21 protein-coding genes and 1 riboswitch are annotated in these 23,312 nt (G+C 70.1%); of the genes, 20 read left to right on the forward strand and 1 reads right to left on the reverse strand.

The features are described from left to right. Window positions 1–42: 42 nt before the first annotated feature. A riboswitch (cobalamin riboswitch) is annotated at window positions 43–291 on the forward strand. A gap of 99 nt (window positions 292–390) precedes the next feature. The 12 genes from EJO66_RS15250 to EJO66_RS15305 are packed head-to-tail and all read left to right on the forward strand — an operon-like array spanning window position 391 to window position 11,138. After that, window positions 391–2,334, forward strand: a complete 1,944-nt coding sequence (locus tag EJO66_RS15250) for a TonB-dependent receptor domain-containing protein (protein WP_125965538.1) — start codon at window positions 391–393, stop codon at window positions 2,332–2,334. Further along, window positions 2,319–3,728, forward strand: coding sequence for a cobyrinic acid a,c-diamide synthase CobB (locus tag EJO66_RS15255; protein ID WP_125965539.1), 1,410 nt, complete (start codon window positions 2,319–2,321; stop codon window positions 3,726–3,728). Before EJO66_RS15250 ends, EJO66_RS15255 begins: the two co-directional genes overlap by 16 nt. Next, window positions 3,712–4,293, forward strand: coding sequence for a bifunctional adenosylcobinamide kinase/adenosylcobinamide-phosphate guanylyltransferase (locus EJO66_RS15260; RefSeq protein ID WP_124960499.1), 582 nt, complete (start codon window positions 3,712–3,714; stop codon window positions 4,291–4,293). The genes EJO66_RS15255 and EJO66_RS15260 overlap by 17 nt, the downstream gene beginning before the upstream one ends. Next, window positions 4,290–5,159, forward strand: a complete 870-nt coding sequence (locus EJO66_RS15265; RefSeq protein WP_124960500.1) for an ABC transporter substrate-binding protein — start codon at window positions 4,290–4,292, stop codon at window positions 5,157–5,159. Before EJO66_RS15260 ends, EJO66_RS15265 begins: the two co-directional genes overlap by 4 nt. Window positions 5,160–5,173: 14 nt before the next feature. Beyond that, window positions 5,174–6,184: a FecCD family ABC transporter permease gene (locus EJO66_RS15270; RefSeq protein WP_124960501.1), complete on the forward strand. Its 1,011-nt coding sequence runs from the start codon at window positions 5,174–5,176 to the stop codon at window positions 6,182–6,184. Next, a complete protein-coding gene (locus EJO66_RS15275; RefSeq protein ID WP_124960502.1) occupies window positions 6,181–6,960 on the forward strand; it encodes an ABC transporter ATP-binding protein in 780 nt (259 codons plus the stop codon). Before EJO66_RS15270 ends, EJO66_RS15275 begins: the two co-directional genes overlap by 4 nt. Before the next feature lie 25 nt (window positions 6,961–6,985). Beyond that, window positions 6,986–7,555, forward strand: coding sequence for a cob(I)yrinic acid a,c-diamide adenosyltransferase (cobO, locus tag EJO66_RS15280; protein WP_125965540.1), 570 nt, complete (start codon window positions 6,986–6,988; stop codon window positions 7,553–7,555). Window positions 7,556–7,559: 4 nt separating this feature from the next. Next, on the forward strand, window positions 7,560–8,501 hold the full coding sequence (gene cbiB, locus EJO66_RS15285) for an adenosylcobinamide-phosphate synthase CbiB (RefSeq protein ID WP_125965541.1): 942 nt from the start codon (window positions 7,560–7,562) through the stop codon (window positions 8,499–8,501). Further along, window positions 8,498–9,523, forward strand: coding sequence for an aminotransferase class I/II-fold pyridoxal phosphate-dependent enzyme (locus EJO66_RS15290; protein WP_124960505.1), 1,026 nt, complete (start codon window positions 8,498–8,500; stop codon window positions 9,521–9,523). The genes cbiB and EJO66_RS15290 overlap by 4 nt, the downstream gene beginning before the upstream one ends. A 16-nt stretch (window positions 9,524–9,539) precedes the next feature. After that, a complete protein-coding gene (locus tag EJO66_RS15295) occupies window positions 9,540–9,893 on the forward strand; it encodes a CidA/LrgA family protein (protein ID WP_124960506.1) in 354 nt (117 codons plus the stop codon). Then, window positions 9,890–10,621 carry an LrgB family protein gene (locus tag EJO66_RS15300; RefSeq protein ID WP_124960507.1) on the forward strand — a complete coding sequence of 244 codons (732 nt, stop codon included), beginning with the start codon at window positions 9,890–9,892 and terminating at the stop codon, window positions 10,619–10,621. The genes EJO66_RS15295 and EJO66_RS15300 overlap by 4 nt, the downstream gene beginning before the upstream one ends. A gap of 40 nt (window positions 10,622–10,661) precedes the next feature. Then, window positions 10,662–11,138, forward strand: a complete 477-nt coding sequence (locus EJO66_RS15305) for an OsmC family protein (protein WP_125965542.1) — start codon at window positions 10,662–10,664, stop codon at window positions 11,136–11,138. A 16-nt stretch (window positions 11,139–11,154) separates the two neighbouring features. Here the strand turns inward: EJO66_RS15305 and EJO66_RS15310 are convergent, their stop codons facing one another. Further along, window positions 11,155–12,069 carry a LysR family transcriptional regulator gene (locus EJO66_RS15310; RefSeq protein ID WP_124960509.1) on the reverse strand — a complete coding sequence of 305 codons (915 nt, stop codon included), beginning with the start codon at window positions 12,067–12,069 and terminating at the stop codon, window positions 11,155–11,157. Window positions 12,070–12,253: 184 nt separating this feature from the next. Between EJO66_RS15310 and EJO66_RS15315 the strand changes: the two genes are divergently transcribed. The 8 genes from EJO66_RS15315 to EJO66_RS15350 all read left to right on the forward strand — a co-directional run bounded on the left by EJO66_RS15315 (window position 12,254) and on the right by EJO66_RS15350 (window position 23,291). Further along, window positions 12,254–13,135, forward strand: a complete 882-nt coding sequence (locus tag EJO66_RS15315; RefSeq protein WP_124960510.1) for an alpha/beta hydrolase — start codon at window positions 12,254–12,256, stop codon at window positions 13,133–13,135. Window positions 13,136–13,287: 152 nt separating this feature from the next. Beyond that, window positions 13,288–14,538, forward strand: a complete 1,251-nt coding sequence (locus EJO66_RS15320) for an efflux RND transporter periplasmic adaptor subunit (protein ID WP_124960511.1) — start codon at window positions 13,288–13,290, stop codon at window positions 14,536–14,538. 40 nt (window positions 14,539–14,578) lie between these two features. After that, window positions 14,579–17,854 (forward strand): efflux RND transporter permease subunit, encoded by a 3,276-nt coding sequence (locus EJO66_RS15325; protein ID WP_124960512.1) that lies wholly within the window; start codon window positions 14,579–14,581, stop codon window positions 17,852–17,854. Between the two features lie 31 nt (window positions 17,855–17,885). Further along, window positions 17,886–19,370: an efflux transporter outer membrane subunit gene (locus EJO66_RS15330; protein WP_125965543.1), complete on the forward strand. Its 1,485-nt coding sequence runs from the start codon at window positions 17,886–17,888 to the stop codon at window positions 19,368–19,370. 88 nt (window positions 19,371–19,458) lie between these two features. Continuing rightward, a complete protein-coding gene (locus EJO66_RS15335; RefSeq protein ID WP_125965544.1) occupies window positions 19,459–20,898 on the forward strand; it encodes a cobyric acid synthase in 1,440 nt (479 codons plus the stop codon). After that, complete coding sequence (cobT, locus tag EJO66_RS15340; protein WP_125965545.1) at window positions 20,895–21,944, forward strand: nicotinate-nucleotide--dimethylbenzimidazole phosphoribosyltransferase; 1,050 nt, start codon at window positions 20,895–20,897, stop codon at window positions 21,942–21,944. Before EJO66_RS15335 ends, cobT begins: the two co-directional genes overlap by 4 nt. 4 nt (window positions 21,945–21,948) lie before the next feature. Then, the gene (locus EJO66_RS15345) at window positions 21,949–22,743 is read left to right on the forward strand and encodes an adenosylcobinamide-GDP ribazoletransferase (RefSeq protein WP_125965546.1); all 795 of its coding nucleotides are present in this window, start codon (window positions 21,949–21,951) and stop codon (window positions 22,741–22,743) included. Continuing rightward, window positions 22,740–23,291, forward strand: coding sequence for a histidine phosphatase family protein (locus EJO66_RS15350; RefSeq protein WP_125965547.1), 552 nt, complete (start codon window positions 22,740–22,742; stop codon window positions 23,289–23,291). Before EJO66_RS15345 ends, EJO66_RS15350 begins: the two co-directional genes overlap by 4 nt. The last annotated feature ends 21 nt before the right edge of the window (window positions 23,292–23,312 follow it).

Raw genomic sequence — 23,312 nt, forward strand, 5'->3', positions numbered from 1 at the left:
CGGCAGGCGGCGCAACTTTTGGCTTACTGCGTTGGCGCAGGCCCTAAAATCCTGCGCGTTGGTGCCTGCGGCGTGGTTCACATGCCGCGGTTCAACGGGAAGCAGGAGTGAACGCCCCCCGGAAACGGAACAGGGCCGAAGCCGCCTGCGCTGCCCCCGCAACGGTCAAGCAGTCGACGCCGCAAGCGTCAACCTCATCCATCAAGCCACTGGGTGCCCTGAAACAGGCACCTGGGAAGGCGGTGGGGTCGCACTGCCAGCCCGGATACCGGCCAACGAGGCGGCTGCCGCATGCGCGATCGATTTTCGATTCGGCGCGCAAGGCAGCCATTGCGCCCAAGCGCCGGCGGGGAAGCCGGCGACGGGCATAGACGTTCGTTCGCTCCAATCATGACTTCCTGTGGTTTCCTTTCCCTCGGCCGTTCGCCTGCGCGCCGCCGCCGCCTTGCCTGCCTGCCGCTCGCGCTGGCCTCCGCCTTCGGCGGCATGGCGCTGCTTCAACTGCCGGCCGTCGCGCATGCCCAGCAGGATGCGCCGGCGCTCGGCGAAACCGTCGTCACGGCCAACCGCACGCCGCAGCCACTGTCGGACCTGGTGGGCGACGTGTCCGTGGTCGACCGCCAGACCATCGAGCGCAGCGGCGCTGTCGGCGTGGCCGACGTGCTGGCGCGCCTGCCGGGCATCGAGATCACGCGCAATGGCAGCGTGGGCAACACCACCAGCCTGTTCATCCGCGGCGCCGAGACGCGCTTCACGGCCGTGTACATCGACGGCGTGCGCGTCGATTCGCAATCGACCGGCGGTGCCGGCTGGGAAAGCATTCCCCTTTCGCAGATCGACCGCATCGAAGTGCTGCGCGGCCCGGCCGCCGCGGTATACGGCTCCGATGCCGTGGGCGGCGTGATCCAGCTCTTCACGAAGCGCGGCGAGGAGGGCGTGGCGCCCTACGCGGGCATCGGCTTCGGCAGCCACGGCCTGCGCAAGGCGGAGGCGGGCGTGAGCGGGAAGTCGGGTGCCTTCGACTACTCGCTGGGCGTGGCGCACGAGGAAAGCCGGGGCTTCAACGTGCTGCCGATGGACAAGCGCACGCCCTCGAAGGACGGCTTCACCAGTCCCGACCGCGACGGCTACCGCAGCAATGCCGGCAACCTGCGCCTGGGCTACCAGCTCACCCCGAACCAGCGGCTGGAAGCCACGCTGCTGTACAGCGACATGGAAGCCGGCTATGACCCGCCGGTGAGCTTCAGGACCCGGCCGCCGATCCAGTTCAAGAACGACATCTCGAACAACACGCTGCGCACGGCCGGGCTCTCGTGGTCGGCCAAGTGGAACGACATCTACAGCACGCGCGTGCAGGTCACCGATTCGCAGTCGGTCTACAAGACCCAGCCTTCGTTCTACCGCACCGAAACGAATCTGCGCGGCTACCTGTTCCAGAACGAGTTCCGCTTCGGCCCGCACCTGGTGACGGCCACGCTCGAGCGCCGCGAAGACGCGCTCGAGAATGCGCCCACCACCAGCAGCGGCCTGTTCTCGAGCAAGCGCTCGCAGGACGCGGTCTCGCTCGGCTACGGCTTCGTGCAGGGCGCGCATTCGCTCCAGCTGCATGTGCGCCACGACAACGACAGCGAATTCGGCGGCAAGACCACCGGCAGCGCCGCCTACGGCTACGCGATCACGCCCAGGCTGCGGGCCACCGTCTCGGCCGGGACCGCCTTCCGTGCGCCCACGCTGTACCAGCGCTTCAGCGAATACGGCGTGGCCAGCCTCAAGCCCGAGTCGAGCCGCAACGTCGAGCTTGGCCTGCAGTACGTCGATGGCGGCACGCATGCGGGCATCGTGGTCTACCAGAACCGGGTCGAGAACCTGATCGTGTTCGACGGTTCGGCCACCAACTGCCGCTCCGACTTCGGCTGCTATGCCAGCACCGCCCGCGCCCGCTACCAGGGCGTGACACTGTCGGGCGGCCACCGCATCGGTGACGTGACCTTGCGCGCATCGCTCGACTTCCAGGACCCGCGCGACCTGGACACCGACCACCTGCTGGCACGCCGCGCGCGCCGCCACGGCACGCTCGGCGCCGACTGGCGCATTGCAGGCTGGACGCTGGGCGCCGAGCTGCAATCGTCGAGCAAGCGTTTCGACGACGCGGCCAACACGCGAACGCTCAGTGGCTATACCGTGCTGAACCTGGTGGCCAGCACGCAGATCACGCGGGACATCGGCCTGGTGGCCCGCGTCGACAATGTGGGCGACAAGGACTACACGCTTGCACGCGGCTACGCCACCGGCGGCCGCAACGCTTACATCGGCCTGAAGTGGACACCGCAATAAGCCAGTCCCGCGCCAACGGCGAACCGGTCGCTGCACGCTCCTGCGCCGCCGTGCTGGTGGCGGCGCCGGCCTCGGGGCAGGGCAAGACCACGGTCGCGGCTGCGCTGGCGCGGCTGCACGCACGGCAGGGGCGGCGCGTGCGGGTCTTCAAGTGCGGGCCCGACTTTCTCGACCCGTACTGGCTGGCGCTTGCCAGCGGCTCGCCGGTGCACTCGCTCGATCTCTGGATGACCGGCGAGGCCGACTGCCGGCGGCGGCTGCATGCGGCCGCGGCCGAGGTCGACCTGCTGATCGTCGAAGGCGTCATGGGCCTGTTCGACGGCAGCCCCAGCGCGGCGGACCTGGCCGAGCGCTTCGGCCTTCCGGTGCTGGCCGTGATCGATGCGCAGGCCATGGCCGGCACCTTCGGCGCGCTGGCCTATGGCCTGCAGAATTTCCGCCCCGCGCTGCCCTGGGCCGGCGTGCTGGCCAACCGCGTGGCCGGCGAGCGGCATGCCGGGATGCTGAAAGAGGCCTTGCGCGAACCGGCGCAATGGCTCGGCGGCCTGCCGCGCGGCCCCGGTTTCGAATTGCCTGAGCGGCACCTGGGGCTGGTCGCCGCGCATGAACTTGGCGATGCGACAGCGCGGCTCGACGCGGCTGCCGACGCGATGGCCGCCACGCCCATCGGCCAGCGGCCGCTTTCCGAATGGCCGCAGCTGCGTTTCGAGGCCGCTCCGGCCGAGCCGCCGGCGCGCATCGATCCGCTGCTGCAGGGGCGCACCATCGCGGTTGCGCGCGACGCGGCCTTTGCCTTCATCTATCCGGCCAATCTCGACGTGCTTGCGGCGCTCGGCGCGCGGGTCGTGTTCTTCTCTCCGCTCGCCGGCGACGCACTGCCCGCATGCGATGCGATCTGGCTGCCCGGCGGCTACCCCGAGCTGCATGCGAAGGCGCTGTCCGCCTGCGGTCCGCTGCGCATCGCGCTGGTTGCGCATGTCGCCGCGGGCAAGCCGGTATGGGCCGAATGCGGCGGCATGATGTCGCTGTTCGAGCAGCTGGAAACGGCCGATGGCGCGTCGCACGCGCTCTGGGGATTGCTGCCGGGCCGGGTCGCGATGCACAAGCGGCTCGCCGGCCTTGGTCCGCAGCAGCTCAAGCTGGGTGCCCACACCCTGCGCGGCCACACCTTTCACTACTCGAGCTGCGAAACGCCGCTGGTGCCGGCGGCCTTCACCGGCAGGCCCGGCGCGGACGACCGCGCGGGAGAGGCCTTCTATGTGCACGGCCCGGTGCGGGCGAGCTATTTTCATGCGTGGTTCGCGTCCAGCCCCGAAGCCACGGCCAGGCTGTTCGGCGCGATGCCGATCGAGCTCGAACGCGAAACCCCGGAGGCCGATGCGCATGCCCGTTGAACACGAATTCATCCTCGGCGGCCAGAAAAGCGGCAAGTCGCGCCGCGCCGAGCAGCGCGCCGCCGACTGGCTGGCCGAGGCGCCCGCCGTGCGGCGCGCCGTGCTGATTGCCACCGCCCAGGCGCATGACGACGAGATGCAGGAGCGCATCGTGCGCCACCAGGCCGACCGCGCCCGCCGCGTGCCTGCCATGCGAACCGTGGAAGAACCGGTCGAGCTGGCGCGCGCCATCGTCACGCAGAGTTCGCCCGACACGCTGGTGGTGGTCGACTGCCTCACGCTCTGGCTCACCAACCTGCTGATGCCGCTGCGCTCCGAGACCGCGCAGCCGGTCACGCGCACGCCGGCTGCGCATGCCGCGATGCTGCTCATGGCGCTGCGCGAGGCGCGCGGGCCGGTGGTGCTGGTCGGAAACGAGATCGGCCTGGGCGTGATTCCGCTCGGCCGCGAAACGCGCGCCTTCGTCGATGCGCTGGGCCGCATGAACCAGGACGTGGCGGCCGCCTGCGACCGCGTCACGCTGATGGCGGCCGGCTTGCCGCTGACCCTGAAAGCGCCTACATGACAGCCCGCTGGATTCGATGCTTTTCCGCGGCCCTTGGCCTGGGCCTCTTCGCGTTGGCCGCGCATGCCCTCGACGTGGTCGACGAGCGCGGCGTGGCGGTGAGCCTGCCGCAGCCGCCGCAGCGCATCGTCACGTTGCTGCCTTCGCTGACCGAAGGCGTCTGCGCGCTCGGTGCGTGTTCGCGGCTGGTGGGCGTCGACAACTATTCCAACTCGCCGAGCGCGGTGCGCGCCTTGCCGCAGCTGGGCGGGGGGCTCGAGCCGAACGTCGAAGCCATCGTGGCGCTGCGGCCCGATGCGGTGCTGCTCGCCAAGTCCTCGCGCGTGACGCAGCGGCTCGAGGCGCTGGGCCTCAAGGTGCTGGTGCTCGAACCCAAGAGCCATGCCGACGTGCGGCGCGTGCTCGACAAGCTCGACCAGGTGCTCGGCACCCGCGAGGCGCCGAACATCTGGCGCACGATCGATGCCGGCGTGTCGGCCGCGGCGCAATCGCTGCCGGCCGGCGCCAGGGGCCAGCGCGTCTACTTCGAGGTCAACAGCGCGCCCTATGCGGCCGGCGAGTCGTCGTTCATCGGCGAGACGCTCACGCGCCTGGGCATGAAGAACATCGTGCCGGCTTCGCTCGGGCCCTTTCCCAAGCTCAACCCCGAATACGTGGTGCGCGCCAATCCCGATCTCATCATGGTCAGCGTGCGCAGCGCGGCGGGCATGGAGCAGCGCCCGGGCTGGAGCGGCATCCGCGCGGTGCGCGAAGGGCGCATCTGCCGCTTCGACGCCGCGCAGTCGGACGTGCTCGTGCGTCCCGGCCCGCGCATGGACGAGGCCGCACGGCTGATGGCGCGCTGCATCGCGGAGAAGGCCGGCTGAGCCGCGGCGACCTCATGCATACACGCCATCAGCGCCGCGTCTGGCTCTTCGGCATCGCCTTGCTGGTGCTGGGCGGCACACTGGCGGTACTCGGCCTGGGCATCGGCAGCACCGGCTTCGAAAGCCTGCTGGCGGCGTGGAGCGATCCGGTGGCGCTGCGCATCGTCTGGGACATCCGGCTGCCGCGCACGCTGGGCGCCTGGCTCGCGGGCGCGCTGCTCGGGCTGGCGGGCTCGGTGGCGCAGGGGCTGTTCCGCAATCCGCTGGCCGACCCTTATCTGCTGGGCAGCGCCTCGGGGGCCTCGCTCGGCGTGGCGGTGGCGCTGCTGCTGTTCGGCGGCTCGGCCGCCAGCATGCAATGGGCGATGCGCCTGGGGCTCACGGGCGCGGCCTTCGTGGGCGCGGTGCTCGCGGTGATGCTCACGCTGGTGCTCGCGCGCGGCGTGCAGCAGACACTGCGGCTGCTGCTCGCGGGCGTGATCGTCGGCGTGGTGCTCGGTGCCGCCAAGGACCTGATCACCATCGCCTCGGCCGACATCCTGCAGGCCATCCAGGGCTTCATCCTGGGCAGCACCGGCCTGGTCGGCTGGAGCGCATGCGCGGTGATGGCGGCGGTCGGTGCAGTGTGCCTGCTGCTGGGCTGGGCGCTCGCGCCGGTGCTCGACGGCCTGGCGCTCGGCGAAGCGACGGCCCGCAGCCTGGGCCTGCCGCTGGGCGCCATGCGCGCCACGCTGGTGGTGGTGCTCGCACTGGCCACCGGCGCGGCCGTGGCGCAGACCGGCCTGATCGCCTTCGTGGGCCTGGCCGCGCCGCACCTGGTGCGCTCCGTGGTCAAGACCACGCACGCCGGGCTGATCGTGCTGTCGGCTGCAATGGGCGGCCTGCTGCTGATGGCCGCCGACCTGCTGGCGCGCTGGCTCATCGCGCCGCAGGAACTGCCCGTGGGCGTGCTCACGGCCGTGCTCGGCGGCAGCTACCTGCTGTGGCTGATGCACAGGCGCAGCGCGCGGGGCGGAGTGGCATGAGCCGGATCGCCGCACTCGAAGCCCGCGGCCTGGGCGCCATGCTCGGCAACACCGAGGTGCTGCACGGCATCGACCTGAAGCTCGGCGCCGCGCGCTGGACCAGCGTGGTCGGGCCGAACGGGGCGGGCAAGTCGACCCTGCTCAAGGCGCTGGCGGGCCTGCTCGCGCACCGCGGCGAAGTCTTTCTTTTCGGCGAGCCGTCGGCCAAGGTGCCGGGCCGCATTCGCGCGCAGCGCCTTTCGTGGCTGGGCCAGAGCGGCGCGGCGGGCGAGGGCAGCGCCGACGACCTGATGGTCTACGACATCGCCATGCTCGGCCGCCTGCCGCACCAGCGCTGGCTTGCAGCGCCGAGCACTGCCGACCGCGCGGCGGTGGAGCGCGCACTGCGCAGCACCCAAGCGTGGGAGTGGCGCGAACGGCCGCTCGGCCAGCTCTCGGGCGGCGAGCGCCAGCGCGTGCTGCTGGCGCGCGCGCTCGCGGTCGAGGCCGAGCTGCTGCTGATGGACGAGCCGCTTGCCAACCTGGACCCGCCGCACCAGGCCGACTGGATGCAGACCACGCGCGCCCTGGTGGCCGAGGGCCGCACCGTGGTCAGCGTGCTGCACGAACTGCCGATGGCGCTGGCCGCCGACGAGCTGGTGGTGATGAACCACGGCCGCGTGGTGCACCACGGCGGCAGCAGCGACCCTGCCACCCATGCCGCACTCGAACAGGTGTTCGACCGCCGCATCCGCGTGCACCGCGTGGCCGACCAGTGGATCGCGCTGCCGAACTGACCCACATCAACACGGAGCCCGCCTCATGCAAATCGAAACTCCCCCCAGCGAGAAGCCGTACGACAAGGCCGAAGGCGAACGCCGGGGCATCGTCATCGTCAACACCGGCGACGGCAAGGGCAAGAGCACCGCGGCCTTCGGTCTGGCGCTGCGCGCGCACGGCCGCGGCAAGGCGGTGAAGATCTACCAGTTCATGAAGGTGCCTTCGGCGCGCTTTGGCGAGCACCGCATGTTCGAGCAGATCGGCATTCCGATCGAGGGCCTGGGCGACGGCTTCAGCTGGAAGAGCCAGGACCTCGAACGCTCGGGGCAGCTCGCGCGCGACGGCTGGGAAAAAGCCAGGGCGGCCATTCTTTCGGGCGAGTTCTTCCTGGTGGTGCTCGACGAGATCACCTATCCGCTGATCTACGGCTGGCTGCCGCTCGAAGGCGTGCTCGAAACGCTGCGCACGCGGCCCGGGCACGTGCACGTGGTGCTCACGGGCCGGCGCTGCCCGCCCGAGATCGTCGAACTGGCCGACACCGTGACCGACATGGCCATGGTCAAGCACGCATTCAAGGCCGGCATTCCGGCGCAGCGCGGCATCGAGGACTGAGCGGGTGCCCCCCATCGCCGCGCTGTGGCTCGCCCTGGCCATCGACCGCTGGCTGGGCGAACCCGCCGCGCGCTGGCATCCCGTGGTGTGGATGGGGCGGTATCTCGGCTGGATCGGCTCCCGCATGGCGCCGCGGGCGGCCGATGCAAAGCCGCGCGACCTGCCGCTGTTCCTGGCCGGGGCGCTGGCCTGGGGCGTGGGCGCGATGCTGGTCGGTGCGCCGGCGCTGGCGTTGCAGGCAAGCGCCGCGCAATGGCTGCCCGGCTGGGCAGAAGCCCTGGTGCTGGGCCTTGCGCTGAAGCCGCTCTTCGCATGGCGCATGCTGCGCGCCGAGGTGCTTGCCGTGGAGGCGGCGCTGGCCGTGTCGCTGGAAGCGGGCCGCGCGCAGCTTGCCCGGCTGGTGAGCCGGGATGTTTCCGCGCTCGGCGAACGCGAAGTGCGCGAAAGCGCGATCGAGTCGCTGGCCGAGAACCTCAACGATTCGCTCGTGGCGCCGCTGTTCTGGTTCGTGCTGCTGGGGCTGCCGGGCGCGGCGGTCTATCGCTTCGCCAACACGGCCGATGCAATGTGGGGCTATCGCGGCGAGCGCAATGGCCGCGACTGGAGCTGGTTCGGCAAATGGGCCGCGCGCGCCGACGACCTGCTCTCGTGGCTGCCGGCGCGGCTCACGGTGCTGTTGCTTGCGCTCGCGGCATGGCGGTGGCCGCGGGACGTGGCACGCGAGGCGCGGCGCACGCCGTCCCCCAACAGCGGCTGGCCGATGGCGGCGATGGCGCTGCTGCTCGGCGTGCGGCTTGCCAAGCCCGGTGTCTATGCCTTGAATGCCGAAGGGCGGCCCGCCGATGCGGCCGATACGCGGCAGGCCGCACAGTGGGGCGGCAGGGCGGTGCTGGCCACGGCCGCTTGTGCATCATTGGCCATCTTCGCGGCAACCTACTGGGCATGACACCGGAACACACGACATCCACCGAACTGCTGCACGGCGGCCCCGACGCCACCGGCACCGCCTGGCACGATTTCTCGACCAACGGCAATGCCACGGGCTCATGCCCGGCGGTGCTTGCCGCACTGCGTGCAGCCGACGCGGCGCATTACCCCGACCCGGGCTACACGGCGCTGCGCCGCGCATTGGCAAACTTTCACGGCGTGGCCGCCGAACGCATCGTGATCGCGGCGAGCGCGAGCGAATTCATCCACCGCATCAGCGCGGCCTTCGCGCAGAGTGGCGGCCGGCAGGTCTTGCTGCCGGCGCACAGCTATGGCGACTACGAGCGTGCGGCGTCGGCCTGGGGCCTGCAGGTGCTGCGGCCGCCGGCGCTGCACGGTGAAGCGGCGCTGCGCTGGTGCTGCGAGCCTTCGAGCCCGCGGGGCCAGGCCGAGGCCGATCTCGCGCCGCACGCCAAGGCCGGCGGCACCTGCGTGCTCGACCTGGCCTACGAAGCGCTGCGTCTCGAAGGTGCGGCATCGCTCGACGCGGCGCAGCGCAACCGCGTCTGGCAGCTGTGGACGCCCAACAAGGCGATGGGCCTGACGGGCATCCGCGCCGCCTATGCCATCGCACCCGAAGGCGAGGCCGCCGCGCCGCTGAAGCAGCGCCTCGAGCGGCTGGCCCCCTCGTGGCCGGTGGGCGCGCACGGCGTGGCGCTGCTCGAGACCTGGATCGGCGACGCCGCCCAAGCCTGGCTCGCCCGAAGCCTGCGCACCCTGCGCGAATGGAAGGCGCAGCAGCGCGCCCTTTGCGAATCGATGGGATGGCAGTGCCTGCCGAGCGACGCCAACTTCTTCTGCGCGCGCACCGACGCGCCTTATCCGCAGCGGGCCGCCCGGCTGCGCGCCGAAGGCATCAAGCTGCGAGACTGTGCATCATTCGGCCTGCCGGGCCATGTGCGGCTCGGCGTGCTGCCGCCGCAGAGCCAGCAGGCGCTGAAAGAGGCCTGGACGCGCGCGGCGGCTTCGGCCGAACCTTGAAAGCCAGGACATCCGCATGCTCTACGCCATCACCACGCTCTTTCTTTGCCAGCTGGCCGGCGAGCTGCTCGTGCAGTGGCTGGGCCTGCCGATTCCCGGTCCGCTGATCGGCATGCTGCTGCTGTTCATCGTGCTGCTCGTGCGCGGCGGCGTGCCTGACGCTTTGAGCGAGACCTCGGGCCATCTGCTGCGCAACCTCATGCTGCTGTTCGTTCCCGCGGTGACCGGCGTCATGCTGCACTTCGAACGGGTCGGGCGCGAATGGCTTCCGTTCCTTGCGGCCGGTATCGTGGGCGCGGCCTTCACCATGGCCGTGACCGCGCTCACCTTGCGCTGGATGATCCGCATCACCGGCAAGGATGCCGAATGACCCCGCCCGCCAAGCTGTCCGAGATCTGGGTTTTTCTTGCGCAGTCGCCGCTCTTGTGGCTGTCGCTCACGCTGCTCGCCTACCTGGGCGCGCTGTGGCTGCACCGGCGCAGCGGCGCCAATCCGGCGGTCAATCCGGTGCTGGTCTCGGTGGTCGTCATCGTGGGCGTGCTGCTCGTCACGCGCACGCCCTACGACACGTATTTCGAAGGCGCCAAGTTCGTGCACTTCCTGATCGGGCCGGCCACCGTGGCGCTGGCCGTGCCGCTCTACGGCCAGCTCGGGCGGCTGCGGCGCCTGTGGCTGCCGATCGGCGTGGCGCTGCTGGTGGGCTCGGCGGCGGCGATCGTGTCGGCCATCGGCATTGCCTGGGCGCTGGGTGGATCGCGCGAGCTGCTGATGTCGCTCGCGCCCAAGTCGGCCACCATGCCGATCGCGATGGGCGTGGCCGAGAAGATCGGCGGGCTGCCGTCGCTGGCCGCGGTGGCGGCCGCCGTGGCGGGCATCTCGGGCGCCATCATGGCCACGGGTCTCCTGAACCTGCTGCGCATCAAGGAGCCCGCGGTGCGCGGCTTTGCCGTGGGCATGGCGGCGCACGGCATCGGCACAGCGCGGGCCATCCAGGTGAACGAAACGGCGGGCGCCTTCTCCGCGCTGGCGCTGGGGCTGAACGGCATCGCCACCGCGCTGCTGGTGCCGCTGCTGATCAGGCTCGCCGGCTTCTTCTGACGCAGAATGGCGCCTTCCCATTTGGCGCTGGAGAGCAGGCATGGCCCGGTACACCGCAGAGATCTTCTGGCAGCGAGGCGACCAGGACTTCCTGGGCAACAGCTACAGCAGAAGGCATTCGCTGCGCTTCGATGGCGGCGCGGAAGTGCCGGGCTCCTCGTCGCCGCACGTGGTGCCGCTGCCGTTTTCCGATGCGGCGGCGGTCGATCCCGAAGAAGCCTTTGTCGCATCGCTCTCGAGCTGCCACATGCTGTGGTTCCTCACCATGGCGGTGAAGCGCAAGTTCATCGTCGACCGCTATTTCGACGCGGCGAGCGGCGTCATGGAAAAGAACGCCGAAGGCCGGCTCGCGATGACCGTGGTCACGCTGCGTCCCGAGGTCAGTTTCTCCGGCGAGAACCTGCCCACGCGCGAGCAGATCGAGCACATGCACCACCGCGCGCACGAAGAGTGCTTCATCGCCAACTCGGTGAAGACCGAGGTGCGCTGCGAGCCGGTGTTCGCCGCGGCCGCCTGAGCGGCGGCCGGCGCGTTCAGCGCCGCTGCAGCCGCGGGTTCTTCGCGAACAGCTCGGCCGCCCAGTCCACGAAGGCCCGCACCTTCGCGCTCAGGTGGCGGTTGGGCGGATAGACCACGTGGATCGGCAGCGGCTCGCGCTGCCAGTCGGGCAGCACCTCGATCAGCTCGCCGCTTGCGAGCAGCGGCTCGGCCATGAAGGTGATGCACTGCGAAATGCCGAAGCCGCCGAGCACCGCCGCCATGTGGGCGTTGCTCTCGTTGACCGATACGCGGTAGGGGCCGTTGAGCTCGATGTATTCGTCGCCCTTCCTGAACTCGTGCGGATAGGTACGCCGCGTGCTGCCCGAAAAATAGCTCACCACGTGGTGCCGCTTCTCGATGTCGTTCGGATGCTGCGGAATGCCGTAGCGCTTGACGTAGGCGGGCGACGCCACGGTCACGAAGTGCAGCGTGCCGATGCGCCGGGCCACCAGCGACTGGTCGCTCAGTTCGCCGGCGCGGATCACGCAGTCGACGTTGTCGCTGATGAGGTCGACCGTGCGGTCGCTCACGCCCAGGTCGAGCTGGATCTCGGGGTAGCGGTCGCAGAAGGTGGCCAGCGCGGGCAGGATGATCTGCCGCGCCACCGAGGTGCCGACGTCGATGCGCAGCCGCCCCGTGGGGTTGGCCTGCGCGTTGGTCATGCTGGCCTCGATGTCGTCGAAGTCGTTCAGCAGGCGCGCCGCGCGCTCGTAGTAGGCGGCGCCGTCCGGCGTGACCGTGACGCGCCGCGTGGTGCGGTTGAGCAGCTTCACCCGCAGGCGCGATTCCAGCGCCTGGATCTGCTTGGTGACCGTTCCCTTGGGCAGGGCGAGCGAGTCCGCGGCCCGGGTGAACGTGCCCGCTTCCACCACGCGGACAAAGATCCGCATTGCCTGGATTTGATCCATTGATGACTGTTCCTGGGAGCCCGGCCATTGCCGAGAGGACGCGGATTCTCACACAAGGTGACAATCCCCCGGCGTTTCCTGGATTGTTAGCTGTTTGGAAACAGAGTAGGGGCAGCTTGCCTGTTTAACGCCACACTGGCCGCCTTATATTTCGACTATCGCCAATCCTCCTGAGGTTGCCTCCATGTCACCGCGCCCATCGTCCCGCTCTGCCGAAGCCGCTGCTCTCGCCGCGGCGCAAGGCGTGGAAGCCGATCTGTCGATCGAGCTGCCCGGCCGTGAGCCCGTGGGGGCCCGGGTCTATGGGCAGCGCCCGCGCGGCGAGACGGTGCCGCTGGTGCTGCACTTCCATGGCGGCACCTTCATCTGCGGCAACCTGGACAACGGCCGTAACGTGGCCCGGCTGCTGGCCGGCGCTGGCGCGGTGGTGGTGTCGGTGGACTATCCGCTGGCGCCCGAGTCGCCGTTCCCCGAGCCCATCGAAGTGGGCTATGCCGCGCTCGAATGGCTCTACAAGCAGCGCGTGAAGCTCGGCGGCAAGGGTGCCCAGGTGTACCTGGCCGGCGAAGAGGCCGGCGGCAACCTGGCCGCCGGGGTGGCGCTGATCGCCCGCGACCGGGCGCATCCGCCGCTGGCCGGGCAGATCCTGCTGTCGCCCATGCTCGACCCGTGCGCGGGCACGGCATCGCTGCGCAAGGCCACCAACGACTCGGCCGAATGCCGCTGGGCCACGGGCTGGGAAAAGTACCTGAGCTGCCCGTCGAACGCGATGCACCCGTATGCCGTGCCGAGCGGATCGCTGCGGCTGTCGTCCCTGGCGCCGGCCCTGGTGCTGGTGGGCCCCGACGATGCCATGCGCGACGAGGCGATGACTTTTGCCGGGCGCCTGCGCGCGGCCGGCATCGACGTCACCAGCAGCGTGCTGCCCGGTGCCGCCAACTGGCCCAAGGCGCTGTACGACCCCGAGCCCTCGGGCTGCAAGACCTGCGAAGCCAGCGTGCAGCAGCATTTCCGCGAATTTTTCAGTGCCACCACGCCGCCCCCGGTAGCACCCAGGCCCAGCTAGGCGGGCCGGTCGCGGCAGCCCTCTGCTGACGACGCGACGCCGCCCCTCGGCCCACCGGTAACCCCGGTCATTTTCGAAATCCGCCTCCTGGCGCCAAAAGCGCCGGGATGGCCTGTTGCATCCCAAGTAGTCATCGAGAAGGACGAACCATCATGTCGAACAACAAGCAAAACCTTTCTTCCGCCGCCCGCAAGGGCCTGTGGCCCGCAGTGACCGGCCTCACCGCACTGCTGGCGGTGGCCGCCGCGGTGCTCGGCATGCACAGCTTCAAGGCGGAGGCCACGGCACCAGCCGCGGCGCAGCAGGGCACGCCGGTGTCGGTGGCCACCGTGGCTTCGAGCGAGATCAATGCCTGGGACGAGTTCTCGGGCCGGCTCGAGGCGGTGCAGCGCGTCGACGTGCGCTCCCGCGTGGCGGGCGCCGTGCAGTCGGTGCACTTCCGCGAAGGCGCGCTGGTGAAGCAGGGCGACCTGCTGATCACCATCGACCCCGCGCCGTACGCGGCCGAAGTGGAGCGCGCCGAAGCGCAGGTGGCCTCGGCCCAGGCGCGCCAGGCCTTCAGCCGCAGCGAGCAGGAGCGCGCCAAGCGCCTGTGGGACCAGCAGGCCATCGCCCAGCGCGAATACGACGAGCGCGTGAACGCCGCCCGTGAAGCCGAAGCCAACCTGCGCGCCGCGCAGGCGTCGCTGCAGTCGGCGCGGCTGAACCTGGGCTACACCCAGGTGCGGGCGCCGGTGGCGGGCCGCATCGGCAAGCTCGAAGTGACGATGGGCAACCTGGTGGCCGCCGGCCCCGGCGCGCCGGTGCTGACCACGCTGGTGTCGGTGAGCCCGATCTATGCGAGCTTCGATGCCGACGAGCAGGTGATCACGCGGGCCCTGAAGGACCTGCCGAGCGGCGCCAGCGCCCGCGGCCAGATCGAAAGCATTCCCGTGCAGATGGGCACCGCCGGCCTCGAGGGCACGCCCTTCACCGGCAAGCTGCAGCTGATCGACAACCAGGTCGATGCGCGCAGCGGCACCGTGCGTGTGCGGGCCTCCTTCGACAACAAGGACGGCAGCCTCATTCCCGGCCAGTTCGCCCGCATCCGCATGGGCCAGGCACGCAACGACTCCGCATTGCTGGTGAGCGAGCGCGCCATCGGCACCGACCAGAACAAGAAGTTCGTGATGGTGGTGGGCGAGGACAACAAGGCGGTCTACCGCGAAGTCACGCTCGGCGCATCGATCAACGGGCTGCGCGTCGTGAGCAAGGGCCTGAAGGCCGGCGACCGCGTGGTGGTCAATGGCCTGCAGCACATCCGCCCCGGTGCGCTGGTGGTGCCGCAGAGCGTGACGATGGACGCCAAGGCCGACACCAAGCAACAACAACCGGAACGCGTCGCGGAAGCCGCGAAGTCCTGAACTCGGAGGGGAGCGCTCTTGCGCTCGCCGGAGAAACAACATGAATCTCTCTAAATTCTTCATCGACCGGCCGATCTTTGCCGGCGTGCTGTCGCTATTGATCCTGATAGCCGGCCTGATCGCGCTGCGCGGGCTGCCGATCTCGGAGTACCCCGAAGTCGCGCCACCCTCGGTGGTGGTGCGCGCCCAGTACCCGGGCGCCAACCCGAAGGTGATCGCCGAAACCGTGGCCACGCCGCTCGAAGAGCAGATCAACGGCGTCGAAGGCATGCTCTACATGGGCAGCCAGGCCACCACCGATGGCGTGATGACGCTCACCGTCACCTTCCGCCTCGGCACCGATCCCGACAAGGCCCAGCAGCTGGTGCAGAACCGCGTCTCGCAAGCCGAGCCGCGCCTGCCGGAGGAAGTGCGCCGCCTCGGCATCACGACCGTCAAGAGCGCGCCCGACCTGACGATGGTGGTCCACCTCGTCTCGCCGAACAACCGCTACGACATCAACTACCTGCGCAACTACGCGGTGCTGAACGTCAAGGACCCGCTCGCGCGCATCGAAGGCGTGGGCCAGGTCCAGATCTTCGGCGGCGGCGACTACTCGATGCGCGTCTGGCTCGACCCGCAGAAGGTCGCGCAGCGCGGCCTCTCGGCGAGCGACGTGGTGGCTGCGATCCGCGGCCAGAACGTGCAGGCCGCGGCCGGCGTGGTCGGCGCATCGCCGGGCCTCGCGGGCGTGGACATGCAGCTGTCGATCAATGCGCAAGGGCGCCTGCAGAGCGAGGAAGAGTTCGGCGACATCATCGTCAAGAGCGGCACCGACGGCGCCGTGACGCGCCTGCGCGACATCGGCCGCCTCGAGATGGGTGCTGCCGACTACTCGCTGCGTTCGCTGCTCAACAACGACCCGGCCGTCGGCATGGGTGTGTTCCAGGCGCCGGGCTCCAACGCGCTCGACATCTCGTCCAACGTGCGCAAGACGATGGCCGAGCTCAACAAGAACATGCCCGAAGGCCTGGAATACCGCATCGCCTACGACCCGACGCAGTTCGTGCGCGCATCGATCGAATCGGTGATCCACACGCTGCTCGAAGCCATCCTGCTGGTGGTGCTGGTCGTGATCCTGTTCCTGCAGACCTGGCGCGCGTCGATCATTCCGCTTTTGGCCGTGCCGGTGTCGGTGATCGGCACCTTCGCGGTGCTGCACGTCCTCGGGTTCTCGATCAACGCGCTGAGCCTGTTCGGGCTGGTGCTGGCGATCGGCATCGTGGTGGACGACGCCATCGTGGTGGTGGAGAACGTCGAGCGCAACATCGAGGCGGGGCTCACGCCGCGTGAAGCGACCTACCGCGCGATGCGCGAAGTGTCCGGGCCCATCATCGCGATCGCGCTGGTGCTGGTGGCCGTGTTCGTTCCGCTGGCTTTCATCAGCGGTCTCACGGGCCAGTTCTACAAGCAGTTCGCGGTGACCATCGCGATCTCGACGGTGATCTCGGCGATCAACTCGCTCACGCTGTCGCCCGCGCTCGCCGCCCTGCTGCTGCGCGGCCATGACGAGCCCAAGGATGCGCTGACGCGCGGCATGGACAAGGCCTTCGGCTGGCTGTTCCGCGGCTTCAACAAGCTCTTCAGCCGTGGCTCGGAAGCCTACAGCGGCGGCGTCAAGAGCGTGATCTCGCGCAAGACGCTGATGCTGGCGATCTACCTCGCGCTGATCGGCGTGACCTTCGGCCTGTTCAAGGCCGTGCCCAGCGGCTTCGTGCCGGCGCAGGACAAGCAATACCTGATCGGCTTTGCCCAGCTGCCCGACGGCGCCACGCTGGACCGCACCGACGAAGTGATCCAGCGCATGGGCGAGATCATGAAGAAGAACCCGAACGTGGAAGACGCCATCGCCTTCCCGGGCCTGTCGATCAACGGCTTCACCAACAGCTCGAACTCGGGCATCGTGTTTGCCACGCTCAAGCCCTTCGACCAGCGCAAGCGCGCCGACCAGAGCGGCGGCGCGGTGGCCGGGCAGCTCAACGGCGCCTTCGCCAGCATCCAGGACGCGTTCATCGTGATGTTCCCGCCGCCGCCGGTGGCGGGCCTGGGCACCACGGGCGGCTTCAAGCTGCAGATCGAAGACCGCGCCTCGGTCGGCTACGACCAGATGGACGCGGCGGTGAAGGCCTTCATGGCCAAGGCCTATGCCGCGCCTGAGCTCACGGGCATGTTCACGAGCTGGCAGGTCAACGTGCCGCAGCTGTATGCCGACATCGACCGCACCAAGGCGCGCCAGCTCGGCGTGCCCGTGACGGACATCTTCGACACCATGCAGATCTACCTCGGCAGCCTGTATGCGAACGACTTCAACAAGTTCGGCCGCACCTACAGCGTGCGCGTGCAGGCCGATGCGCCGTACCGCGCCCGCGCCGAAGACGTGGGCATGCTGAAGGTGCGCTCCACCACGGGCGAGATGGTGCCGCTGTCCGCGCTGATGAAGGTCAATTCGACCTTCGGGCCGGAACGCGCCATGCGCTACAACGGCTACCTGGCGGCCGACATCAACGGCGGCCCGGCCCCCGGCTATTCGTCGGGCCAGGCGCAGGACGCGATCACCAAGATCGCGGCCGAGACGCTGCCCAAGGGCGTGAGCTTCGAGTGGACCGAGCTGACTTACCAGGAAATCCTGGCCGGCAACTCCGCCTTCCTGGTGTTCCCGCTGGCCATCCTGCTGGTGTTCCTGGTGCTGGCCGCGCAGTACGAGAGCCTGACGCTGCCGATCGCCATCATCCTGATCGTGCCCATGGGCATCCTGGCCGCGATGACCGGCGTATGGATATCGGGGGGTGACAACAACGTCTTCACGCAGATCGGCTTGATCGTGCTGGTGGGACTGAGCGCGAAGAACGCGATCCTGATCGTGGAGTTTGCGCGCGAGCTCGAGTTTGCCGGACGCACGCCGATCCAGGCCGCGATCGAAGCCAGCCGGCTGCGCCTGCGCCCGATCCTGATGACCTCGCTGGCCTTCGTGATGGGTGTGCTGCCCCTCGTGCTCTCGACCGGCGCGGGTTCGGAGATGCGCAAGGCCATGGGCGTGGCGGTGTTCGCCGGGATGATCGGCGTGACGGCCTTCGGCCTGTTCCTCACGCCGGTGTTCTACGTGCTGCTGCGCCGCCTGGCGGGCAACCGCGCGCTCAAGCTGCATGGCGAAGTGCCGCATGGCGAGGAGTTTGTCTCGGCGGGCCATCCGGCCGCACCGGCACCCTCGTCGCACGGTGGTTCGGGCGGCGGCGGGCTGCACCCGGTGCCGGCCTCGCCGCGTCCTTCGCACGACTGATTGCATGGTCGATCAAGAAGAAAGTTTCATCATGAAATTCGCATTTCAACCCTGGGCCCGCACCGCTTTGCTGCCGCTGGTCGCGGCCCTGGCGCTGGCCGGCTGCGCAAGCGTGCCCTCCGGCGTGCCCGAGATCCAGACCACCGCCCAGTTCAAGGAGCAGGGCGCCGTGCCGCCCGCGGGCTGGACGCGTGCCGTGCCCTCCGAGGCGCAGGCGCGCGGCGCCTGGTGGCTGGCGTTCAATGACCCGGTGCTCAATGCGCTGGTCGAGAAGGCCGACGTCAACAACAACAACATCCAGGCCGCGGCGGCGCGGCTGGCCGAGGCCCGCGCGCTGGCGCGCAGTGCCAATGCCGACCGCATGCCGCAGATCGGCCTGGGCGCGGGCGCCAACCGCGGCGCCGGGCTCGACAAGGCCTCGGCAAGCACGAGGCCGGGCACGATGACCAACATCGGCGCCACCTTCTCGTACGAGGTCGACCTGTTCGGCCGCCTCTCGGGCGCGAGCAATGCGGCCAAGCTCGACGCGCAGAGCCGCGAGGCCCTGCTGCAGAGCACGCGCCTCGCGGTGCAGGCCGAGGTGGCCCAGACCTACCTGCAGCTGCGCGCGCTCGACGCCGAGCGCGCGCTGGTGCGCGAACAGGTCGAGGCCTACCGCGACACGCTGCGCCTCTCGCAGCGCCGGCAGCAGGCCGGCGACATCGCCGAGCTCGACGTGGCGCGCGTGCAGACCGAGGTGTCGTCCACCGAGTCGGACGCGCTCGCGCTCGACCGGCAGCGCGCCCAGGTCGAGCATGCGCTGGCGGTGCTGGTAGGCGATTCGGCCTCGAGCTTCGGCCTGCGCACCGACGATTGGGCCACCGCGCTGCCGTCCGTGCCGCCCGGCGTGCCGGCCACGGTGCTCACGCGCCGCCCCGACGTCTCGGCCGCGCAGAACGCGGTGCTCGCGGCCCAGGCCCGCGTCGGCGTGGCGCAGGCCGCCTGGTTCCCGGACATCTCGCTGACCGGCGCGGCCGGCTACGCATCGCCCGAGATCGGCGACCTGTTCAAGTGGTCGGCCCGCTCGTGGGGCGTGGGTGCGCTGCTCTCGCTGCCGATCTTCGACGGCGGCCGCCGCGAAGCCGGCGTGCAGGGCGCCAATGCCCAGCTCGATGGCGCGCTCGCGAACTACCGCAACCAGGTGCTGGTGGCGTTCCAGGAGGTCGAAGACCAGCTGTCCGCCATCCGCATCCTGCAGGAGCAGTCGACCGTGCAGGCGCAGGCCGTCACTTCGGCGCAGCGCGCGACCAGCCTGTCGGACACGCGCTACCGCAACGGCTACATCAGCCAGCTCGACCTGCTGGACGCCCGCCGCAGCGAACTGCGCAACCGGCGCCAGGCGCTGCAGGTGAAGTCGGCGCAGTACCAGGCGGCCGTGGGGCTGATCCGCGCCATTGGCGGCGGCTGGGAGGTGCCGGCTGCCACGGCGCAGGCGCAGCCCGGTGGAACAGCGGCGGTAAAAACCGCGGCACGCTGAGAGAAACACCAAAGGGGCGCAAGCCCCTTTTTCTTTGCCTCTTCGCGCCTGCCGCAAGAGGGCTGCGGCGACAACGGACAATAGCCGCATGACAACCCGATGCGTGATGGTTCTCGGCACGACCAGTGGCGCCGGCAAGAGCTGGCTGACCGCCGCGCTGTGCCGCTGGTACGCGCGCCAGGGCCTCAAGGTGGCGCCCTTCAAGGCGCAGAACATGAGCAACAACGCCCGCGTGGTCGGTGGCGGCGAAATCGGCAGCGCGCAGTATTTCCAGGCACTGGCCGCGCGCGCCGTGCCCGACGTGCGCATGAACCCGCTGCTGCTCAAGCCCGAGCGCGACACCCACAGCCAGGTGGTGCTGATGGGGCAGGTGAGCGCGGAGCTCACGGCCATGCCCTGGCGCGGGCGCAGCGAGCGCGTCTGGCCGCGGATTGCAGAGGCGCTCGACGCGTTGCGCGCCGAAAACGACGTGGTGGTGATCGAAGGCGCCGGCTCGCCGGCCGAGATCAACCTGATGGCCAGCGACATCGTCAACCTGCGCGTGGCCCGCCATGCGGATGCGCGCTGCCTGCTGGTGACCGACATCGACCGCGGGGGCGCCTTCGCGCATCTGTACGGCACCTGGGCGTTGATGCCCGAGAGCGACCGCGCGCTGCTGCGCGGCTTCGTGCTCAACAAGTTCCGCGGCGACGCCTCGCTGCTGGCGCCGGCGCCGCAGCAATTGCAGGCGCTGACCGGCATCGCCACCGTCGCGACGCTGCCGATGTGGCGGGAGCACGGCCTGCCCGAAGAAGACGGCGTGTTCGATGACCGAGGCCATGCCAGCGGGACGGTCACGCGCACCGTGGCCATCGTGGCCTACCCGCGCATCAGCAACCTCGACGAGTTCCAGCCGCTCAAGAACGTGCCGGGCGTCCGCCTGGCCTGGGCGCGCACGCCGGCGGAGCTGGCCGGCGCCGACTGGATCGTGCTGCCCGGCTCCAAGCACACCAGCGGCGACCTCGCATGGCTGCGCGCACAGGGCCTGGACTGCGCCATTGCCGCACACGCGGCCGGCGGCGGTGCCGTGCTGGGTGTCTGCGGCGGCCTGCAGATGCTGGGCGAGGCGCTGGTCGATCCGCACGGCATCGACGGCAATGCGCCCGGCCTGGGCCTGCTGCCGCTGGTGACGGTGTTCGAGCGCGAAAAGACCGTGCGCCACCGGGCGGCAGTCTTCGGCCAGCTGGGCGGCGCATGGGCTTCGCTCTCGAACGTGCCGGTGGCGGGCTACGAAATCCATCACGGCCAGACTGCCATCCACCCGCAGATGGCGCAGGACGGCCGTGCCGTGATGCCCGAGGGCCTGGCCTGGCAGAACGCGCGCGGCAACGTGCTGGGCCTCTACCTGCACGGCCTGTTCGAGGACGCGGCCGCACTGCAGGCACTCTTCGGCGCCGCGGCACCCACGCTCGACGCCACCTTCGACGGCCTGGCCGATTTCATAGACAACCACTTCGAGGCCGGCGTACTGCAGGGCCTGATCGCATGACCGACAACAACCAGACCATTCCTTCCATCTCCGACATCCACGACGGCGCCCTTGCGGCGCGCCTGCAGGCGGCGCTCGACAACAAGACCAAGCCGCTCGGCGCGCTCGGCCGCATCGAGGCGCTGGCGCTGCGGATCGGCCTCGTCCTGGGCAGCGAAACGCCGGTGCTCGAAGCGCCGCAGATGCTGGTGTGCGCGGCCGACCATGGCCTGGCGGCGCGCGGCGTCTCGGCCTTCCCGAGCGACGTGACCTGGCAGATGGTGGAGAACTTCCTGGCCGGCGGCGCGGCCGTCAGCGTGCTGGCGTGCCAGCATGGGCTGGCGCTCACGGTGGTCGACTGCGGCGTGCGGCGCGATTTCCAGGCACGCCCGGGGCTGGTCTCGCGCCGGATCGCCGCCGGCACTGCCGATGCGTCGGCCGGCCCCGCCATGACGCCGGCGCAGTGCGCGCAAGCCATCGCCAACGGACGCGAGGTGGTGCGCGCGCTGCCGGGCAATGCCTTGCTGCTCGGCGAAATGGGCATCGGCAACAGCTCGGCCGCGGCGCTGCTGCTTGCGCGCCTTGCGGGGCTGGACATCGACGGCTGCACCGGCGCCGGCACCGGCCTCGACTCCGCGGGGCTTGCGCGCAAGCGGGAGGTGCTGCGCGAGGTGCTGGTGCTGCATGCGGCTGCGAACGAGCCGCTCGATGCACTTGCTGCGTTCGGCGGCTTCGAAATCGCCACCTTGGTCGGCGCGGTACTGCAGGCGGCGCAGGAGCGGCGCGTGATCGTGGTCGATGGCTTCATCGCGAGCGCCGCGGTGCTCGTCGCGCAGGCGCTGCAGCCGCATGTGGCGCAGCGCTGCGTGGCCGCGCACAGTTCGGCGGAGCCCGGGCATGCGCTGTTGCTGAAGCACCTGGGGCTCGAGCCCTTGCTGAACCTGGACCTGCGCCTTGGCGAGGGCTCGGGCGGCGCGCTGGCCTGGCCGCTGCTCGAATCGGCCTGCCGCATCCTGCGCGAGATGGCCAGCTTCGAAGCCGCCGGCGTGTCGCGCAAGGACAGTTGAACCCATGAACGGTGTCCGCCACTACCTGCTGGCGCTGCAGTTCTTCACGCGCGTGCCGGTGACCGGCCGGCTCGCCGAATGGATCGGCTTCAGCCCGCAGATGCTGCGTGCGAGCGCGGCGCATTTTCCCGGTGTGGGATGGCTCGTGGGTGGCGTGGGCGCGGCCGTTTTCGTGCTCGCGCTGCAAGGCTTGCCCGGCGTGGCCGGCGCGCTGGCCGCGGCGCTGCTGAGCATGGCGGCAACGGTGCTGCTGACCGGTGCCTTTCATGAAGACGGACTGGCCGACGTGGCCGACGGCCTGGGCGGATCGGCCGACCGCAGCCGCGCGCTCGAGATCATGAAGGACTCGCGCATCGGTGCCTTCGGCGCCATTGCGCTGGTGCTGGCGCTCGGCCTCAAGGCCGCACTGCTCGCGTCGATGGCGGGGCAGGGCGCGCAGGCGGTGGCCGGTGCCATCGTGGGCGCGCATGTGCTGTCGCGCCTGGCGCCGCTGTTCCTGATCCGCTGGCTGCCGTATGTGGGCGACAGCGGCGCAAGCAAGGCCAAGCCCCTGGCCGATGCGATCGGCGGCGGTGCCTTGCTGGTCGGCGTGCTCTGGTCGGTGCCCGCTGCCCTGCTGATGCTGGCGACGCAGGGCCCCGCACGAACGATGGCTGTGGCTGTGGCATGCGCCCTGGCGGCGTTGCTCATGGCGCGCATGTTCCGGCGCCGGCTGCAGGGATTCACCGGCGACGGGCTCGGCGCGACGCAACAGCTGTGCGAGCTCGCGATCTACCTCGCGCTGGCGTGGCGGGCATGAAGCTGTGGCTGGTGCGCCATGCGCAGACCGAGGCCGCGCCGGGCCTTTGCTACGGCAGCGCGGATGTGGGCGTGCCGGCCGAGGCGACGCTGGCGGTGGCGCATGCGGTGGCTTCGCGCCTGCCCGCGGACCTTGCGCTGGCGCACTCGCCCCTGAAGCGCTGCGCCGAACTCGCGCAAGCCATCGGCAGGCTGCGCCCGGACCTTGCCACGCGCGCCGATCCGCGCCTTGCCGAGATGGATTTCGGCGCCTGGGAAGGCCGGCCCTGGTCGTCGATTGCGCGTGCCGAATTCGAGGCGTGGACCTGCAATTTCGCCGAAGGGTGCCCGGGTGGGCATGGCGAAAGCACGGCCCGCTTCATGCAGCGCATCGGCATGGCCTTCGATGAATGGCGCGCGTCGGGGCAGGACGCGGTGTGGGTCACGCACGCAGGCGTGATGCGGGCGGTGGAACTGCTGAATTGCGGCGTGCGGCGCGTCGACGATGCCGCGCAGTGGCCGTCGGTGCCCATTGACTATGGGGCGTGCCAGCTGATCGAATGCGGCTGATGCGCGGTGGCACCCGCTGCC

Source organism: Variovorax beijingensis (genome assembly GCF_003951285.1).
Classification (GTDB): domain Bacteria; phylum Pseudomonadota; class Gammaproteobacteria; order Burkholderiales; family Burkholderiaceae_C; genus Variovorax; species Variovorax beijingensis.

Bases quoted from the DNA above. Each gene is read 5' to 3' on its own strand.
- EJO66_RS15250 (WP_125965538.1), top strand. From the start codon at position 391: ATGACTTCCTGTGGTTTCCTTTCCCTCGGCCGTTCGCCTGCGCGCCGC.
- EJO66_RS15260 (WP_124960499.1), top strand. From the start codon at position 3,712: ATGCGCATGCCCGTTGAACACGAATTCATCCTCGGCGGCCAGAAAAGC.
- EJO66_RS15265 (WP_124960500.1), top strand. From the start codon at position 4,290: ATGACAGCCCGCTGGATTCGATGCTTTTCCGCGGCCCTTGGCCTGGGC.
- EJO66_RS15270 (WP_124960501.1), top strand. From the start codon at position 5,174: ATGCATACACGCCATCAGCGCCGCGTCTGGCTCTTCGGCATCGCCTTG.
- EJO66_RS15275 (WP_124960502.1), top strand. From the start codon at position 6,181: ATGAGCCGGATCGCCGCACTCGAAGCCCGCGGCCTGGGCGCCATGCTC.
- cobO (WP_125965540.1), top strand. From the start codon at position 6,986: ATGCAAATCGAAACTCCCCCCAGCGAGAAGCCGTACGACAAGGCCGAA.
- EJO66_RS15290 (WP_124960505.1), top strand. From the start codon at position 8,498: ATGACACCGGAACACACGACATCCACCGAACTGCTGCACGGCGGCCCC.
- EJO66_RS15295 (WP_124960506.1), top strand. From the start codon at position 9,540: ATGCTCTACGCCATCACCACGCTCTTTCTTTGCCAGCTGGCCGGCGAG.
- EJO66_RS15300 (WP_124960507.1), top strand. From the start codon at position 9,890: ATGACCCCGCCCGCCAAGCTGTCCGAGATCTGGGTTTTTCTTGCGCAG.
- EJO66_RS15305 (WP_125965542.1), top strand. From the start codon at position 10,662: ATGGCCCGGTACACCGCAGAGATCTTCTGGCAGCGAGGCGACCAGGAC.
- EJO66_RS15310 (WP_124960509.1), bottom strand. From the start codon at position 12,069: ATGGATCAAATCCAGGCAATGCGGATCTTTGTCCGCGTGGTGGAAGCG.
- EJO66_RS15315 (WP_124960510.1), top strand. From the start codon at position 12,254: ATGTCACCGCGCCCATCGTCCCGCTCTGCCGAAGCCGCTGCTCTCGCC.
- EJO66_RS15320 (WP_124960511.1), top strand. From the start codon at position 13,288: ATGTCGAACAACAAGCAAAACCTTTCTTCCGCCGCCCGCAAGGGCCTG.
- EJO66_RS15325 (WP_124960512.1), top strand. From the start codon at position 14,579: ATGAATCTCTCTAAATTCTTCATCGACCGGCCGATCTTTGCCGGCGTG.
- EJO66_RS15330 (WP_125965543.1), top strand. From the start codon at position 17,886: ATGAAATTCGCATTTCAACCCTGGGCCCGCACCGCTTTGCTGCCGCTG.
- EJO66_RS15335 (WP_125965544.1), top strand. From the start codon at position 19,459: ATGACAACCCGATGCGTGATGGTTCTCGGCACGACCAGTGGCGCCGGC.
- cobT (WP_125965545.1), top strand. From the start codon at position 20,895: ATGACCGACAACAACCAGACCATTCCTTCCATCTCCGACATCCACGAC.
- EJO66_RS15345 (WP_125965546.1), top strand. From the start codon at position 21,949: ATGAACGGTGTCCGCCACTACCTGCTGGCGCTGCAGTTCTTCACGCGC.
- EJO66_RS15350 (WP_125965547.1), top strand. From the start codon at position 22,740: ATGAAGCTGTGGCTGGTGCGCCATGCGCAGACCGAGGCCGCGCCGGGC.